Genomic DNA, 16295 nt, shown 5'->3' with positions numbered 1-16295 from the left:
CGGCGAGCGGGAGGGGCCTCTTCGTACCTCGATCGCGGGGATGCGTCGGGATCAGCCCTGCGCGCGACGCGAGCCGCGGCGCGGCTCCGAGCCGCCGCCGGACTGCAGCGAGCCGCCGCCGGTCGACGACCATGCGACCGCCGAGCCGCCGCGCGGAGCGCCACTCTGGCCGCCGCGACCGCCGCGGGCCGGCTGACCCGAGCGAGCGCCGCCCTGGCCACCGCGACCGGCACCGGCCGGCTTGCCGTCCGGGCGACCCGAGCGGTCCTTGCGGGGGCGCTCGGCGCGCGCTGCGCCCGAGCCCGCGCCGTGCGCTGCCGAGCCGGCGACGCCGTCGCGGCTGCCGCGACCGCGGCCACGACCGCCACCGTTCGAGCGGCCGCCGCCACCCTGCTGCTGCTGGATCTCGTTGCCCGAGCCCGGGCCGCCGGGGACCGGCGCCACGTGCGGGGCGTAGGGGCCCACGAGGGTGTCGACGGCATCCGACGACGCCGTGACCATCTGGACGGGCGCCGAGATGCCGGCCTTGCGCAGCAGCGACATGGTGTCGCCGCGCTGCGACGGCATCATCACCGTGGCGACGTCGCCGGCCGAGCCCGCGCGCGCCGTGCGGCCCGAGCGGTGCAGGTAGGCCTTGTGCTCCATGGGCGGGTCGACGTGCACGACGAGCTGCACGTCGTCGACGTGCACGCCGCGCGCGGCGACATCGGTCGCGACGAGCACGCGGACGGTGCCCGAGGAGAACTCGGCGAGGTTGCGGTCGCGAGCGTTCTGCGACAGGTTGCCGTGCAGGTCGACGGCCGGGATGCCGGATGCGGTGAGGTGCTTCGCGAGCTTCTTCGCCTGGTGCTTGGTGCGGGTGAAGAGGATGCGACGGCCCTCGCCCGAGGCGAGGCGGCGCACGAGCAGGTTCTTGTCGGCGTCGGAGACCTCGAAGACGTGGTGCGTCATCGCGGCGACGGGCGAGTTCGCCTCGTCGACCGAGTGCATGACCTGATTCGTGAGGAAGCGGCGGACGAGCTTGTCCACGCCGTTGTCGAGCGTCGCCGAGAACAGCAGTCGCTGGCCGGAGCTCGGCGTCTTGTCGAGGATCTTCGTGACGACCGGCAGGAAGCCGAGGTCGGCCATGTGGTCGGCCTCGTCGATGACGGTCATCTCGATCGCCGAGAGGCTCGCGACGCCCTGGTTCATGAGGTCCTCGAGGCGGCCGGGGCACGCCACGATGATGTCGACGCCGTTGCGCAGCGCGGTCTCCTGCGGGCGCTGCGAGACGCCGCCGAAGATCGTGGTGACGGTGAGGCCGGCGGCCTTCGCGAGCGGCGCGATCTCGGTCGCGATCTGCGTGGCGAGCTCGCGCGTCGGCGCGAGCACGAGGCCGAGCGGCAGGCCCTTGCGGCGCGTGCCGCCGGCGAGCTCGCCCGAGAGGCGCGCGACGAGCGGGATGGAGAATGCGAGGGTCTTGCCGGAGCCGGTCTTGCCGCGGCCGAGCACGTCGCGGCCCGCGAGGGTGTCGGGCAGCGTGTCGGCCTGGATCGGGAACGGCGTCTCGCGGTCCATCGCCTTGAGGGCGGTGACGAGCTTGGCGGGAACGCCGAGCTCGGCGAACGTGGGAAGGGTCTTGTCAGTCAATGCGTGCTCTTTCGTTGAGCATGCGCTTGCATCCGGGCCCGGCGCGCAGCGTGGCTGTGCGGGGCGGAGGTGCAGTGGATGCGTCGGCGCAATTCGGCGAGCGCGGCGGTGGCCGCGATCGTTCGCCGTGGAAGTTCTTCGACGCCCTGCAGAGCGGGGCGGAGAGAGGAGCGTTCTACGACGCAGGTCAGCTGGCTCGGAAGCCCTGCTGGCACAGTGCCTCAACCCTAGCAGGCCGGTCTGACATCCCACCAGGACGATCGGGCAACCGGGTCGCGGATCCGATGGATGCGCGACACGGCCCACGGTCCTAGGCTCGCTTCGCAGAGCGGAAGGAGGCGACATGCGCCGCCGCGACATCGTCGGGCTCTCGTTGCTCCTGCCCGGGGTGCTGCCCGTCTCTGCGGCGCTGCTCGCGCTCGGCAACCGCATCTTCCCGACCGCGGACATCGCCCGCAGCAACGAGATGCACCATGCCGCCGTCTACTTCCTCGGGCCGCAGGGCGACTCCCCCGTCGAGCTCGGGGTGGTGCTCGGCTGGATCGCGCTCGGGGTCGTCGGCATCGCACTCATCGCCGTGGGCTACCGGCTCATCGCGACGGAGGTCGCCGACGCTCCGCCACTGCGGCCGGTCGACGCTCCCGGCGTCTGGCACTGGCTCGACGTGTAGGCGCCGATCGACCGGCATCGACGCACGTCGCCGCCTTGCACGTCGACCTGGGCGGCGCGCCAAGGCGCGCTCGTTAGTGTCCCCCACATGCCCAATCCCCTCAAGGACGACGCCCTCCTGCTCCTCACCCGCGGCTACGACGCGGGAGCCGAGATCTGGAAGCGCGCTCGGCCGGGGGCCAGGGCGGCACCCATGCGCGTGCTCGGCAAGGACGCGATGTTCGTGCGCGGCGCCGAGGGCGTGCGGCTCTTCTACGACGAGCAGAGCGTGCGCCGGCACGGCGCGATGCCGTCGTTCATCCAGGAGTCGCTCTTCGGCCACGGCTCGGTGCACACGCTCGACGTCGGCGAGCACCGCCACCGCAAGGAGACGTTCCTCGGCCTCGCCTACGACGACGCGCAGGTGACTCGGCTCGAGCCGTTCCTCGAGCAGGAGTGGCGGCGCGAGCTCGAGGCGTGGCGGGGCGGTGTCGAGCGCTCGGCGTACGACGCCGCCGTCGGCGCGATCGGCCGCGCGATGCAGCGCTGGGCGGGACTGCCCGGCACGCCGGATGCGCAGACCCGGTGGGCGCGTCGGCAGGCGCAGATCGTCGACGGCTTCGGCGTGCCCTACTCCCCCGAGTACCTGCTGACGATCGTCAATCGCACCTGGTCGGATCGCCATGCGCGCAAGCTCATCGAGGCCGTGCGCGACGGCCGGCTCGAGGCGACCGCCGGCACCGCGCTGCACGCGTGGGCGTGGCACCGCGACCCGGACGGCGAGCTGCTCGACGCGCGCCTCGCCGGGATCGAGCTGCAGAACTCGTTCCGACCGGCGATCGCCGTCGCCCGGTTCGTCGCGTTCGCCGCGAAGGCGCTCCACGAGCGGCCCGACTGGCGAGCGCGGATCGCCGCCGAGACGGCCGAGCGCGGGATGCTCACGGGCGGCCCGCTCGCGACGGCGTTCGCGCACGAGCTGCGGCGCACCGTGCCGTTCGTGCCGATGCTGCCCGCGGAGGCGATCCGCGACCTCGAGCTCGACGGCCAGCGCGTCGCCGCGGGTGACAGCGTGTTCATCGACGTGCTGGGCACCGACACCGACGACGCGAGCTGGTCGACGGCGCAGTCGTTCGACCCCGAGCGGTTCGTCGGCGTCGACGACTTCGAGTCGATCGAGGCGTTCGTGCCGCAGGGCGGCGGCCACCCCAGCACGGGGCACCGCTGCCCGGGCGAGAAGGTCACGCTCGCGACGCTCACGAGCGCGATCGCGGCGCTCAGCGACCCGAGCGTGGCGATCGACGGCGAGGGCCTCGGCGTCGACCGACGCCGCATGCCCACGAAGCCGGCCTCGGGCGGGCGCGTGCGCGCAGCATCCGCCGAGCCCGCCGCGACCGGCGGGAAGTGCCCCTTCCACTGAGCGGCCGGATGCGCGGCGCAGACGGTGCAAATTGCTCCACCGCGCCTGAGCATGACTCGATAGGGTCGGGTGACATCCGACGAGGAGGTCGCCATGGCCCAGAGGCCCACGCAGACAGGGATCCAGCGGACGTCGCCGGAGGCCCCCGCGCTCGCCGTGCAGCGCACGATCGACAGCTCCGGCCGGCGCGCGCCCTCACCGAGCGCCAGGCACAGGGCAGCCGCGATCGGCATGCTGATCGCGGGGTGCGCGCTCGTGGCCGCAGGGCTCCTCGGGGCGGGCGCTCGCCTCAACGCCGCGGTCGCCACTGCGCGGGAGGGCTCGCTCGACCCCATGGCAACCTTCTTCCTGGGTGCCGACGGCGCCTCGGTGCCGGAGCTGCTGCTCACGATCGCGCTGCTCGCGCTCATCCCCCTCGGCCTCGTGGTGGCCTGGCTCGGCTACCGGCGAGTCACCGACGACGGCCCGTCGCTGCCGGGCGTGCATGTGTCGAACACGCCCAACGGCGTCATCGGCCAGGGCCGCGGGGGCGTCGGGTACTGACGGCCGCTCACCGTCGGCGAGGCTCGAAGACCCTGCCCGAGGCGATGTCGGCCTCGAGCGCCTCGAGGCTTCGACCGCGCGTCTCGGGCACCTGCGTGGCGATGAACGCGAGCGCGAGCGCACCCACGCCGGCGAAGAGGAAGAACGTGCCGGTGATGCCGAGCCCGCCGAGCAGCGACGGGAACGACAGCGCGAGCGCACCGTTCGCGAGCCAGTGCGCGAACACGGCGATGCCGATGCCGAGACCGCGCATGCGCAGCGGGAAGATCTCGGAGAGGTAGACCCACACCGCGACGTTGAGGAACGTCTGCATCGAGCCGACGAAGGCGACGACGAGCGCGAGGATCACGAACGGGCGCGCCGAATCGCCCGGCTCGAGCAGCATCGAGGCGGCGCCGATGAGCAGGTGGCACGCCGTCGTGAGGCTGAAGCCGATGAGCAGCGTCGTCCGGCGGTCGAGCCGGTCCATCATCCACAGCGCCACGAAGCCGCCCAGCACGGCGATGACGCCGGGCGCGACGTTCGCGATGAGCGCCGCCGACTCCGAGAAGCCCGACTCGACGAGCACCGTCTGCCCGTAGTACATGATCGAGTTGATGCCCGTGAGCTGCTGCGCGACGCCCACGCCGATGCCGACGAGCAGGATGCGACGCAGCCAGCGGCTGCGGAGCACCGCGGCGAGCGACATCCGCCCAGTCTCGTGAGCCGCCACACGATCGACGGCCGCGAGCTCTGCCTCCGCCCGCGCCGGCGCCCGCACGCTGCGCAGCACCGCGAGCGCCTCGTCGTGCCTGCCGCGCGCCGCGAGCCAGCGCGGCGACTCCGGCATCCGCAGCATGCCCGCGAACAGGGCGATCGCGGGCAGCGCGCAGACGGCGAACATGACGCGCCAGACGCCGTCGAGGTGCCCGAGCGTGCTGCCGATCACCGCGTTGACGACGAACGCCGCGAGCTGCCCCGAGACGATCGCGAGCTCGTTGCGCCCCGAGATCGACCCGCGGATCTCGAAGGGCGCGAGCTCGGCGAGGTACACGGGCACGACGGTCGACGCCCCGCCGACCGCAAGACCGAGCAGCACGCGACCCACGACGAGCAGCGCGAAGCCTGGGGCCGCGACGAGCACGACCGTGCCGACGAAGAACAGCAGCGCGAGCGCGAGGAGCACCGTGCGGCGGCCGAAGCGATCGGAGCAGCGCCCGCCGACGAGCGCGCCGACCGCGGCGGCGAAGACGAGCGAGCTCGTCACGATGCCCTCGGTGAGGGCCTCGAGGCCGAGCTCGGCGCTCATCGGGCGCAGCGCCCCGTTGATGACGCCGGTGTCGTAGCCGAACAGCAGGCCGCCGAAGCACGCGACGATCGAGATCACGCCGAGCCGGCGCCCGTGCGGTCCGGGCGTCAGGGGCGGGAGCGCAGGCTCGACAGCGATGGGATGCGGTGCGACAGCCACGATCGTTCCTCCGGTCTCGTGCGCGATCGCACCGCTTCGATCATGCCGTGCCGCGGATGCCGCGAGCGACGTGCCGGCCTACAGCTCGTCGAGCGGCTCCGCGTCGATCACCTCGTCGCCGTCGCCCTCCGCATCGAACGACCACTGCGCCGGCCGGTCGGCGCCCTGCGCACCGACCCACAGGCCCGAGCCCCCCGGCTGCACGTCGACCACGACCGTGTCGCCGTCGCGCACCTCACCCGCGAGCAGCGCCCGCGCGAGCCGGTCGTCGATCTCGCGCTGCATGAGCCTGCGCAGCGGTCGCGCGCCGTACATCGGGTCGTAGCCGCGCTCCCCCAGCCACTGCCGCGCCGCATCCGTCACCTCGACCACGAGCCGGCGCTCGCGCAGGCGGCGGTCGAGGCCGCGCACCTGGATGTCGACGATCGAGCCGAGCTCGTCGATCGACAGCGAGTCGAAGATCACGATGTCGTCGAGGCGGTTGATGAACTCGGGCTTGAACGCCGAGCGCACCGCGCCCATCACCTCGTCGCGCGCCTGCTCGGGCGCGACCGTCGGGTCGGTCAGGTACGCAGAGCCGAGGTTGGAGGTGAGGATGAGGATGGTGTTGCGGAAGTCGACCGTGCGGCCCTGGCCGTCGGTGAGCCGGCCGTCGTCGAGCACCTGCAGCAGCAGGTCGAAGACCTCCGGGTGCGCCTTCTCGACCTCGTCCATGAGGATCACGGAGTAGGGACGGCGGCGCACCGCCTCGGTGAGCTGCCCGCCCTGCTCGTAGCCGATGTAGCCGGGAGGGGCGCCGACGAGCCGCGCGACGGAGTGCTTCTCGCCGTACTCCGACATGTCGATGCGCACGAGCGCCTTCTCGTCGTCGAAGAGCAGCTCGGCGAGCGCCTTGGCGAGCTCGGTCTTGCCGACGCCGGTGGGGCCGAGGAAGAGGAACGAGCCGGTGGGCTTGTCGGGGTCGGAGACGCCCGCGCGGGTGCGGCGCACCGCGTCCGACACGGCCGAGACGGCCTGGCGCTGCCCGACGACGCGGTGCCCGAGCTCTGCCTCGAGGGCGAGCAGCTTCTCGGTCTCGCCCTGCAGCAGGCGACCGACCGGGATGCCCGTCCATGCCGCGACGACACCGGCGATGTCGTCGGCCGTCACCTGGTCGCCGACCATGCGCGCACCCGCCTCGGCGGCGGTCGCCTCGGCCTCCTTGAGCTGCGTCTCGATCTGCGGGATCTCGCCGTAGAGCAGGCGCGACGCGCGCTCGAGGTCGCCCTCACGCTGGGCCCGCTCGGCGCGGCTGCGCAGCTCGTCGAGCTGCTCGCGCAGCCCGCCGATGCGGTTGAGGCTCGCGCGCTCGGTCTGCCAGCGCGCGTCGAGCTCGGCGAGCTCCGCGCGCTGCGTGCTGAGCGACTGCTCGAGCTGGGCGAGGCGCTCCTTCGAGGCGTCGTCGCGCTCACGCTTGAGGGCGAGCCGCTCGATCTCCATGCGATCGACCGTGCGGCGCAGCTGGTCGATCTCGGTCGGCGCCGAGTCGATCTCCATGCGCAGGCGGCTCGCCGCCTCGTCGATGAGGTCGATTGCCTTGTCGGGCAGCTGCCGGGCGGTGATGTAGCGGTTCGAGAGGGATGCGGCGGCGACGAGCGCGCTGTCGGCGATCGTGACCTTGTGGTGCGCCTCGTACCGCTCCTTGAGCCCACGCAGGATCGCGACGGTGTCCTCGACGCTCGGCTCGCCGACGTAGACCTGCTGGAAGCGGCGCTCCATGGCCGCGTCCTTCTCGATGAACTCCCGGTACTCGTCGAGCGTCGTCGCGCCGATGAGGCGCAGCTCGCCGCGCGCGAGCATGGGCTTGAGCATGTTGCTCGCACCCTGGCTGCCCTCGGCGGCGCCGGCGCCCATGATGACGTGCAGCTCGTCGATGAACGTGACGATGCGGCCCTCGGCCTTCGCGATCTCGGCGAGCACGTTCTTCATGCGCTCCTCGAAGTCGCCCCGGTACTTCGAGCCCGCGATCATCGCGTTGACGTCGAGCGAGACGAGCGACTTGCCCTTGAGGCTCTCGGGCACGTCGCCGGCGACGATGCGCTGCGCGAGCCCCTCGACGACGGCCGTCTTGCCGACGCCGGGCTCTCCGATGAGCACGGGGTTGTTCTTCGTGCGGCGCGAGAGCACCTGGCTGATGCGACGGATCTCCGCGTCGCGGCCGATCACCGGGTCGAGCCTCCCCGACCGCGCGACCGCCGTCAGGTCGGTGCCGAACTGCTCGAGCGCCGTCCGCTGATCCTCCTGACCAGGCATCATGCCGCCCATCCGTGCCATCGATTCCCCCATCGTCCGAAACTTGAGTGGTGTTGACTCAAGTTTACTCCGGATGCTGGACATTCGCTAGGTGCGAATGACTCCGCCGCCGCACTAGGCACACGGCAGTCGCGCAGTGCAGACTTCGCTCACGGCCGAGAGGAGCCCGCCATGGCGACGTCAGGCAGCATCTGGGCGATCGCGCCCCTCATGGCGCTCTCGCTCACGCTCGCTGCGTGCCAGCCGGGCGCCCTCGCGGCAACGACGAGCGCCGCGCCGAGCCCCCCGGCGTCGGCGACTTCGACCCCGACGCCGGCGACGTCCCGCACCCCGACCCCGACCCCGTCGCTCGCGCTCGACACCGGCGCCGGTCCGGACCCCGTCGGCGAACCGGCAGCGGAGCCCCCGCCCACCCCTACGAGCTGCGCCGAGATCGACGCCTCCCCGCTGGCCGAGCATTGGCGGTCGTCGGGCTACGTGCTCGAGCCCTTCGACGGCGTGATCGTAGGCGGCAGCTTCCCGCCGGCCGACGGCAACGGCGGAACGCTCGCCGTGCACTGCATCCTCTGGACCGCGGATGGCGCCTTCGGGCCGCACGTGCTCGTCGAGCTGTATCGCGGCGCCGATGCCGCGGCCGCGGTCGCGCATCCCTCGCTCGTCGACCACAGCTCCGCGCTGCTCGCCACGGCGCACGGCGAGATCACCCTCGTCGACAGCTCCCACGAGGGCGTCTCGTCCTCGCAGGAGACCGTGGGCGGCCACGGCGACGCGCTGCTGCGCACCTTCACCGTCGGCATGCCGCTCTCGTTCCCCGAGATGACGGGCCCGCATGCCAGGATCCTCCTCTTCGAGAGCGTCTTCGGCCCGGCGCTCCCGGCACCCTGATCCTGGACGCCACCTGGGAGAACCGGCTCCGCAGGTGCGGGCGACGGATACTGGGGTACGGGACGCCGACAGCGACACCCGTCGAGCACGTGACGTGAGCGATCGAGGAGAGCGACATGAGCACCACAGACCCGCACGACGACACCCCGCGAAGCCGGCCCTACGACCCGAACCCTGGCGGGCAGGGCGCTGCCGCAGCGCCCGCCGCGCGCCCGGCCCGCGATGGCGACCGCGACGGCGACGGCATCACCGATCATCGCGAGCGCCAGCAGCACGAGGATCGCGACCGCGACGGCATCGCCGATCACCGCGAGCGTGCGCACGCCGACGCGGCCCCAGCTGCCGCCATCCGGCACGATCGCGAGGCCGTGGTCGCCCGCGAGCGCGAGCGGTTCGGCGGCGTCAAGGTCGGGTCGGCGTTCTTCGGCTGGCTCACGGCCACGGGCGCGCTCGTGCTGCTCACCGCGCTCGTCGCGGCGGTCGTCGCGCTCATCGCCTCGTTCTCCGGCGAGGTCGCTGACGCGGTCGAGGGTGCGCAGCGAGACCTGCAGTCGACCGGCATCTGGGGCATCGTCATCCTGCTGGTGATCTGGTTCGCCGCCTACTACTGCGGCGGCTACGTCGCCGGGCGCATGGCGCGCTTCGACGGCGCGAAGCAGGGCGTGGCGGTCTGGGTGTGGGCCGTCGTCATCGCGATCGTCGCCGCCGTCGTCGGCCTCGTCGCCGGCCAGAACTTCGCGCTGCCGGAGGGCACGATGCCCACGCTGCCGCTGCCGGAGGACCAGGCGACGCTCGCCGCGATCATCTCCGCCGTCGTCGTCGCCATCGTGGCGCTCGTCGGCGCCGTGCTGGGTGGCCTCGCGGGGATGCGCTTCCACCGCCGCGTCGACCGGGCGGGCTTCGAGACCGCAGCGCCGCGCTAGCCGGACGGCGCGCAGAACCGCACCCGCGCAGACGCGGGCGACCTCGCGGCCGCGCGTGCTAGACACGGCGCATGTCGGCTGTCGCGCCCAGAGCTGGCGAGGAGCGCAGCGCGAGGGCTCGGATCGTCGGGATCGCGCTCATGGTCGCGAGCGCCGTCGTCGCCGTCGTCGCCGCGATCTTCGTCGCGCGCCCGCCGTGGGGTGTGCCGGCCGCGGTCGTCCTCGCGCTCGGCGCCGTCGGCGTGGCCGCGGGACTCCTGCTGCAGCGGCGCGGAGCCGCGCGAGCGGAGGTGTCGCACGACGGGATCGTGCGCTGGACCGCGGTGCGCGAGCGTCGCGCCGCGCTGCTCTACGGCGGGTTCCTGCTCGTCGCGAGCGCCGCGACGGGCGTCGGCCTGCTGCTCCCCGGCGTGGACAGCGAGCTGATGCCCGCGCACGCCTGGGCCATGATCGGCGTCCTCGGCGTGTGCGGCGCGGTAGTGCTCGGCCTGGGGCTGCTGCGGACCCCCGCAGCCGTGACCGCGAGGGAACGGCCGACCGAGGAGCCCGTGGTCGACGCCGCAGGATGGATGCGCCTGGGGCCGCGCGGTCCAGCGCTCGACCCTCGCGCCCTGACGTCGTCGCTCTTCGCCGTCCAGCTCGCCCAGGCACCGCTGCTGCTCGTCGGCCTCCTGCCCGTCGTGCTCGACCTCGGGCCGTCGGCCGTCGTCGCGGCCATCGCGGTCGCGGTGCTCACGGTCGTCACCGTCACGCTCGTCGTCGCGCGGCGCGCGCGCCCGGCGTGGATCGCGCCCGACGGCTCCGCGATCCGACAGGGCTCGCGAACGGTGCCGGCCGCCGAGGTGGCGTGGGCCTCGCTCTCGCCCATGCCGCTCGCGCCCGACGCGACAGCGCGGAGCCTCGCCCTCGCGCTCGGGTTCCAGCGCCGCGGCCGGGCGACCATGCACCTGCGCCGCCGCGGTCGGCTCGCACTGTCCGAGCGGGAGACGGTCGCGCTCCTCGCACTCGTGGAGCGCTCCTCGATCGAGCTCCCGCACGACGCGCACGATCCCACCGGTCGCTTCTCGAAGTCGTTCCACCCCAACCACCTGACGAAGGCCGAGGCGCTCGCCGTGGTCGCGCATCCGCCGGGCGACGGCGAGGCACTGCCCATCGCCTCCGGGTAGTGTCCGCGAGCGCGGTGCCGACCGCCGGGCGCGCGCCACGGCTACGCTCGCGGTGATCGGACGAGCATCCGCTCGACCACGATCCCGCGAGCGTCAGGAGCGCGCATGCAGAGCACCCCGATCCGGGCGTCGCCCCTCCGCCGCATCCTGCTCGTCGGCCGGGCCGTCATCGCGCTCGCGATCCTCGCGGCCATCGTCGGCCAGCTGATCACGAGCATCGGCTACTGGACCGCTCGCGGCGACGCCTCGATCCCGCTCGACCTGCTCAACTTCTTCAGCTTCTTCACGATCGAGTCGAACATCATCGCCATGGTCGTGCTCGCGGTCCTCGTCGCCGCGCAGCTCGGCCGCCCCCGCATCGGGCGCCGCTTCGACGTGCTGCTGCTGTGCGCCTCGACGTACATGGTCGTCACGGGCATCGTCTACAACACGCTGCTGCGCGGCATCGAGCTGCCGCAGGGTGCGACGCTCGGCTGGTCGAACGAGGTGCTGCACCTCATCGCGCCGCTGTGGCTGCTCGTCGACTGGCTGCTCAGCTCGGCCAAGCGCGACGTGCGCTTCGCCGATGTCAGCATCGTCGCGATCTTCCCGGTCGTGTGGCTCGGGTACACCCTGCTCCGCGGCCCGAGCACGCTCGACCAGGCGACCGGTCGAGACTGGTGGTACCCGTACCCGTTCCTCGACCCGGCCACCCACGCCAACGGCTACGCAGGCGTCGCGATCATGTGCGTCATCGTCGCCGCGACGGTGCTGCTGGTCGCCGCGGGCCTCGTCGCCGTCTCGCGCGCTCAGCGCCGACGCGCTGACGCTCCGTCCCCGATCCCTGCCTGAGTCTGGTCATCCCCCGGGATCCCGCACCATCGAGCGTCAGGAGCGAGCATTCCGGCCACCCGGGTCATGACGACGACCGTCCGGCGCGTGCTGCTCGCCGGGCGGGCGATCGTCGCGGTCGCCATCCTCGCCGCGATCGTCGGCCAGCTCGACACGAGCATCACGTTCTGGACGGCTCGTGGCGACGCCTCGATCCCGCTCGACGTGGCGAACTTCTTCAGCTTCTTCACGATCCAGGCGAACCTCATCACGATGCTGGCGCTGGTCGCACTCGTCGTCGCGCAGCTGCGACGGCGACGCCGGGTCGGTCGCCTGCTCGACGTCGTGCTCCTGTGCGCGACGACGTACATGGTCGTGATGGGCCTCGTCTACAGCACACTGCTGCGCGACGTCGAGCTGCAGCAGGGCGCGACCCTGGGCTGGGCGAACGAGGTGCTGCACCACGTCGCGCCGCTCTGGATGCTCATCGACTGGCTCCTCAGTGCGCGCAAGCGGGCCGTGCGCTACCGGGACCTGGGCATCGTGGTCGTCTTCCCCGTGCTGTGGCTCGTGTACACGCTCGCTCGCGGACCGGTCACGCCCAATCAGGTCAACGGCCGAGGATGGTGGTACCCGTACCCGTTCCTCGATCCGGCGATCCACACGAGCGGCTACGCGAGCGTCGCGATCGTGTGCATGGTGATCGCCGCGGTCGTCATGCTCAGCGCAGCCGTGCTCGTCGCGTACGCACTGTGGCGCGGACGCGCATCCGGCAGACTCGTGTGACCATGAGCGCACTCCACACCACGCACCTCGGCGAGCAGGGCTCCCCGGTCGTCTTCTGCCACGGTCTCTTCGGGCAGGGCAAGAACTGGACCCAGATCGCCAAGTCGCTCGCCGACTCGCACCGCGTGACGCTCGTCGACATGCCGAACCACGGGCGCTCCGAGTGGACCGACCGGCTCGACTACGTCGAGATGGCGGATGCGGTGGCGGACGTCATCGACGAGCCCGTGACCCTCGTCGGCCACTCGATGGGCGGCAAGGCGGCGATGCTCACGGCGCTGCGGCATCCCGAGCTCGTCGAGCGGCTCTGCGTCGTCGACGTGTCGCCCGTGCAGTACCGCGAGAGCGACGAGTTCCGCGGCTTCATCGACGCGATGCTGGCGATCGACCTCGGCGCGCTCGACTCGCGCGGCGAGGCCGATGCAGCGCTCGCGGCTGCCGTGCCGGACCCCGGCGTGCGCGCGTTCCTGCTGACGAACCTGCGCCGCGAGGGCGACGGCTGGCAGTGGCTGCCCAACCTCGAGGTGCTGCGGCGCGACCTGTCGACGCTGCGCGGCTGGCCCGAGACCGACGCCGTCTACGACGGGCCGGTGCTCTGGATCGCGGGCGCCGACTCCGGCTACGTGCGCGACGAGTTCCGCGAGGCCATGGAGGCGCGCTTCCCGCGCGTGCGCCGCGTGACGGTCAAGGGCGCCGGCCACTGGGTGCACTCGTCGCAGCCGGCGGTCGTCGCCGAGCTGCTCGACCGCTTCGTCGACGCCCCGGCCTGAGCACCGGCCTGACCACCGGCATGCGGAACGCCGCGACGTGGTGGACGTCGCGGCGTTCGCGGGTGCAGGGGCCGTCAGCTCAGCGCTTGACCTCGATCACGGAGAGGTCGCTGCCGAGCTCGACGTCGACCTCCTGGCCGTCCTGCGCGAGCTCGACCTCGAAGCGGCCGTCGTCCTCCGACTCGATCGACAGCACCGTGCCGCCGCCCGCGGCCGCGATCGCGGCCTCGCTGATGTCAGCGATGCGGGCCGTGTCGAGCGGCGCGTCGTTCGAGGTATCGCCGTCGTCGTCGGCCGTGACCACGGCGTCGCCCGACTCGGGCACGCGCACGTCGACATCGCTGCCGTCGTCGAGGCGCACGTCGACGCTCCAGCCGCTGCGCTCGACCTCGACGCTCGTGGCGCTGCCGCCGCCTGCCGCTCGGATGGCGGCCTCGATCGCGGTGACGAGGTCGGTCGGCTCGGAGGATGCGGCGTCGCCGGCGGCGATCGCGGCGTCGTCGCGGTCGTCGCTGTCGTCGCTGTCGTCATCGGTCGCGGTGCCGGTGCCGGTGCCGTCGGCCGACTGCGTCGCGACGGGCTCGTCTCCGTCGTCGATCGCCTCGGCGACGGTGAGCCCGACGCCGGCGACGGCGAGCACGACGAAGGCCGCGCCGGTGCCGACGAGGATCGGCTTGACGATGCCGCGGCCGCGCTTCTGCGTGGATGCGGCGGCCGCGTCGTGCTGCTCGGTGGCGGTCGCGTCGGCCGCGACGGCGCCGGACGCCTCGGGGCTGCGGGGCTGCGGGTCATTGGAGGACTGCGCGTCGTTGGACGACTGCGCGTCGTTGGAGAACTGCGCGTCGATGGGCTGCGGGTCGTTGGACTGCGGGTCGTTGGGAGTCTGCTCGTTCATGAGGACCACCTTCCCCGTCGGGTGCTGACGCGAGTCTGAACGATGCTGAACGCGCGTTCAGGCATCGCGCTCGACGCTCGGCGCTGCCGGGAGCTCGAGCACGAACCGCGCGCCGCCGGCGGGTGAGCTCGAGACCCAGGCGTCGCCGCCGTGCGCCCTCGCCACCTCGCGCACGATGGCGAGGCCGAGCCCTGAGCCGCCGTCGTCGCGCGCCCTGCCCTCGTCGAGCCGCACGAACCGCTCGAAGACGCGCTCCCGATCCTCGACGGGCACGCCGGCGCCGTCGTCGTCGACCCACAGCAGCGCGCGGCCCGCCCGCACGACCGAGCCGAGCGCGATCCGGTCGCTCGCGTGCCGGAGCGCGTTGTCGACCAGGTTGCGGCACGCGCGCACGAGCAGCCGCTCGTCGCCGAGCACCGGAGCGCTCCGCACGGCCGAGCCGTCGACCGCGCGCCCGAGGCTCCGCACGCGCGACAGCTCGGCGTGCGCGATGTCGTCGAGGTCGACCGGTCGGCGCTGCCCCACCTCGTGCTCGTCGAGGCGCGCGAGCAGCAGCAGCCCCTCGACGATGGCGTGCATCCGCTCGCCCTCGTCGACCACGACGTCCGCGAGCTCGCCGGGCGCGACCTCGTCTGGGTGCGATCGCGCGAGCTCGGCGAACTGCCGCATGGTCGCGAGCGGCGAGCGCAGCTCGTGCGACGCATCCGAGACGAAGCGCCGACGCGACCGGGCGCCCTCCTCGACGCGCGCGAGCATCCGGTTCATGGTGCCCGCGAGCCGATCGAGCTCGTCACCGCGACCCGTCGCCTGCACGCGCCGGTCGAGCGCGCTCGCATCGATCGCGTCGACCTCCGAGCGGATGCGCTCGACCGGTGTGAGGGCGCGGTCGACGACGATCCAGACGACGGTGCCGACCAGGATCACCGCGAGCGGCACCGCGACCGCGAGCAGCGCCGTCGCCGAGCGGACCGCGTCGTCGATCGCGGCAGTCGAGCGGGCGACGACGATCGTGCCGGCGTCGACCTGCTCGGCGACGACGATGTAGCGCTCGTCGGCGACCGTCGCCACGATCGGGTCCCGGCCGCCGGGCACGGGCACCTCCGCGGCAGGATCGGCGTTCACCACGACGCCCGCCTCGGAGCGCAGCGCCACCAGGAGGTCGTCGTCGCGCTCCACGAGCGCAGCGGTCTGGATGGTGCCCTGGTCGATGCCCTCCGCGAGCGCCGCGAGCTCGTCGGCGAGCTGCTGCGCGGCGGAGGCCTGCAGCATCCGATCGAGCGTCCACACGATGGTGACGGCGCCGAGCCCGAGCGCGACGGTGACGACCGCGAGCGCCGCCGCGAGGATCCGCAGCCGGATGGATGCGCCGCGGCGCGACCGCGACGCATCCGCGGCTCGCTCAGCCACCGTCGGCCGCCAGCCGGTAGCCCGCGCCGCGCACCGTCTCGATCGCCTCGCGCCCGAACGGCCGATCGACCTTGCGCCGGATGCGCCCGACGTAGACCTCGACGATGTTCGGATCGCCGTCGAAGTCCTCCGACCAGACGTCGTCGAGCAGCTCGCTCTTCGTCACGACCTCGCCGCGGCGGCGCATGAGCAGCTCGAGCACCGCGATCTCGCGTGCCGTGAGCTCGAGCGCGACGTCGCCCCGGTGCACGGTGCGCGCGGCGGGGTCGAGGCGCAGGTCGCCCGCCTCGAGCACGACCGGCCGAGCGCGGCCGCCGCGGCGGGCGAGCGCCCGGATGCGCGCGACGAGCACGGGGAACGAGAACGGCTTCGTCAGCCAGTCGTCGCCGCCGGTGTCGAGGCCCTCGACCTCGTCCCACTCCCCGTCCTTGGCGGTGAGGAAGAGCACGGGCGTCCAGATCCCCTCCGCCCGCATCGTCTGGCAGACGCGGTAGCCGCTCATGCCCGGCATCATCACGTCGAGCAGCACGACGTCGTACGAGAACTCGCGCACGCGCCAGAGCCCGTCGACCCCGTCGTGCGCGACGTCGACGGTCATGCCCTCGGCGCGCAGGCCGCGGCGGATGCCGTCGGTGAGGCGCGCTTCGTCGTCGACCAGGAGCACGCGCATGCGTCGA

General features: G+C 72.9%; 15 protein-coding genes. 9 read left to right on the top strand and 6 right to left on the bottom strand.

The genetic code is table 11. The features are described 5' to 3' along the window. Positions 1-51: 51 nt before the first annotated feature. Positions 52-1557, bottom strand: a complete 1506-nt coding sequence (locus tag ABD106_RS10090) for a DEAD/DEAH box helicase (protein WP_425545753.1) — start codon at positions 1555-1557, stop codon at positions 52-54. A gap of 415 nt (positions 1558-1972) precedes the next feature. Here ABD106_RS10090 and ABD106_RS10085 point away from each other — a divergent pair, with 415 nt between their 5' ends. The 3 genes from ABD106_RS10085 to ABD106_RS10075 all read left to right on the top strand — a co-directional run bounded on the left by ABD106_RS10085 (position 1973) and on the right by ABD106_RS10075 (position 4237). Continuing rightward, positions 1973-2299 (top strand): hypothetical protein, encoded by a 327-nt coding sequence (locus tag ABD106_RS10085; RefSeq protein ID WP_343919959.1) that lies wholly within the window; start codon positions 1973-1975, stop codon positions 2297-2299. A gap of 87 nt (positions 2300-2386) precedes the next feature. Beyond that, positions 2387-3694 (top strand): cytochrome P450, encoded by a 1308-nt coding sequence (locus tag ABD106_RS10080; protein WP_343919957.1) that lies wholly within the window; start codon positions 2387-2389, stop codon positions 3692-3694. A gap of 93 nt (positions 3695-3787) precedes the next feature. Beyond that, positions 3788-4237 (top strand): hypothetical protein, encoded by a 450-nt coding sequence (locus ABD106_RS10075; protein ID WP_343919955.1) that lies wholly within the window; start codon positions 3788-3790, stop codon positions 4235-4237. Between the two features lie 7 nt (positions 4238-4244). Here the strand turns inward: ABD106_RS10075 and ABD106_RS10070 are convergent, their stop codons facing one another. Both ABD106_RS10070 and ABD106_RS10065 read right to left on the bottom strand, forming a co-directional pair. After that, on the bottom strand, positions 4245-5684 hold the full coding sequence (locus ABD106_RS10070) for a sugar porter family MFS transporter (RefSeq protein WP_425545739.1): 1440 nt from the start codon (positions 5682-5684) through the stop codon (positions 4245-4247). 78 nt (positions 5685-5762) lie between these two features. Beyond that, complete coding sequence (locus ABD106_RS10065) at positions 5763-7997, bottom strand: ATP-dependent Clp protease ATP-binding subunit (protein WP_425545738.1); 2235 nt, start codon at positions 7995-7997, stop codon at positions 5763-5765. Between the two features lie 150 nt (positions 7998-8147). Here ABD106_RS10065 and ABD106_RS10060 point away from each other — a divergent pair, with 150 nt between their 5' ends. The 6 genes from ABD106_RS10060 (at position 8148) to ABD106_RS10035 (ending at position 13316) form a co-directional block, all read left to right on the top strand. Continuing rightward, positions 8148-8861 (top strand): hypothetical protein, encoded by a 714-nt coding sequence (locus ABD106_RS10060; RefSeq protein WP_343919951.1) that lies wholly within the window; start codon positions 8148-8150, stop codon positions 8859-8861. Between the two features lie 116 nt (positions 8862-8977). Further along, positions 8978-9784 (top strand): hypothetical protein, encoded by an 807-nt coding sequence (locus ABD106_RS10055; protein ID WP_343919949.1) that lies wholly within the window; start codon positions 8978-8980, stop codon positions 9782-9784. Between the two features lie 71 nt (positions 9785-9855). After that, the gene (locus ABD106_RS10050) at positions 9856-10950 is read left to right on the top strand and encodes a hypothetical protein (RefSeq protein WP_343919947.1); all 1095 of its coding nucleotides are present in this window, start codon (positions 9856-9858) and stop codon (positions 10948-10950) included. A gap of 105 nt (positions 10951-11055) precedes the next feature. Continuing rightward, positions 11056-11781, top strand: a complete 726-nt coding sequence (locus tag ABD106_RS10045; RefSeq protein WP_343919945.1) for a Pr6Pr family membrane protein — start codon at positions 11056-11058, stop codon at positions 11779-11781. A 66-nt stretch (positions 11782-11847) separates the two neighbouring features. Continuing rightward, a complete protein-coding gene (locus ABD106_RS10040) occupies positions 11848-12546 on the top strand; it encodes a Pr6Pr family membrane protein (protein WP_343919944.1) in 699 nt (232 codons plus the stop codon). 2 nt (positions 12547-12548) lie between these two features. After that, entirely contained in the window at positions 12549-13316 is a 768-nt protein-coding gene (locus tag ABD106_RS10035; RefSeq protein WP_343919942.1) for an alpha/beta fold hydrolase, read from the top strand. Positions 13317-13395: 79 nt separating this feature from the next. Here ABD106_RS10035 and ABD106_RS10030 read toward each other — a convergent pair whose 3' ends face one another. From ABD106_RS10030 to ABD106_RS10020, 3 genes are read right to left on the bottom strand one after another with little or no spacing between them, the layout of a single operon-like run. Further along, complete coding sequence (locus ABD106_RS10030; RefSeq protein WP_343919940.1) at positions 13396-14211, bottom strand: hypothetical protein; 816 nt, start codon at positions 14209-14211, stop codon at positions 13396-13398. Between the two features lie 57 nt (positions 14212-14268). After that, on the bottom strand, positions 14269-15618 hold the full coding sequence (locus ABD106_RS10025; protein WP_343919938.1) for a sensor histidine kinase: 1350 nt from the start codon (positions 15616-15618) through the stop codon (positions 14269-14271). Continuing rightward, positions 15611-16288 carry a response regulator transcription factor gene (locus ABD106_RS10020; protein ID WP_343919936.1) on the bottom strand — a complete coding sequence of 226 codons (678 nt, stop codon included), beginning with the start codon at positions 16286-16288 and terminating at the stop codon, positions 15611-15613. Before ABD106_RS10020 ends, ABD106_RS10025 begins: the two co-directional genes overlap by 8 nt. Positions 16289-16295 lie beyond the last annotated feature (7 nt).

This window comes from Agrococcus citreus (assembly GCF_039527715.1).
In the GTDB taxonomy this organism is placed as follows: Bacteria; Actinomycetota; Actinomycetes; order Actinomycetales; family Microbacteriaceae; genus Agrococcus; species Agrococcus citreus.
The sequence above is the reverse complement of the archived record's forward strand: the minus strand, read 5'-3'. Positions and strand labels throughout refer to the sequence as shown.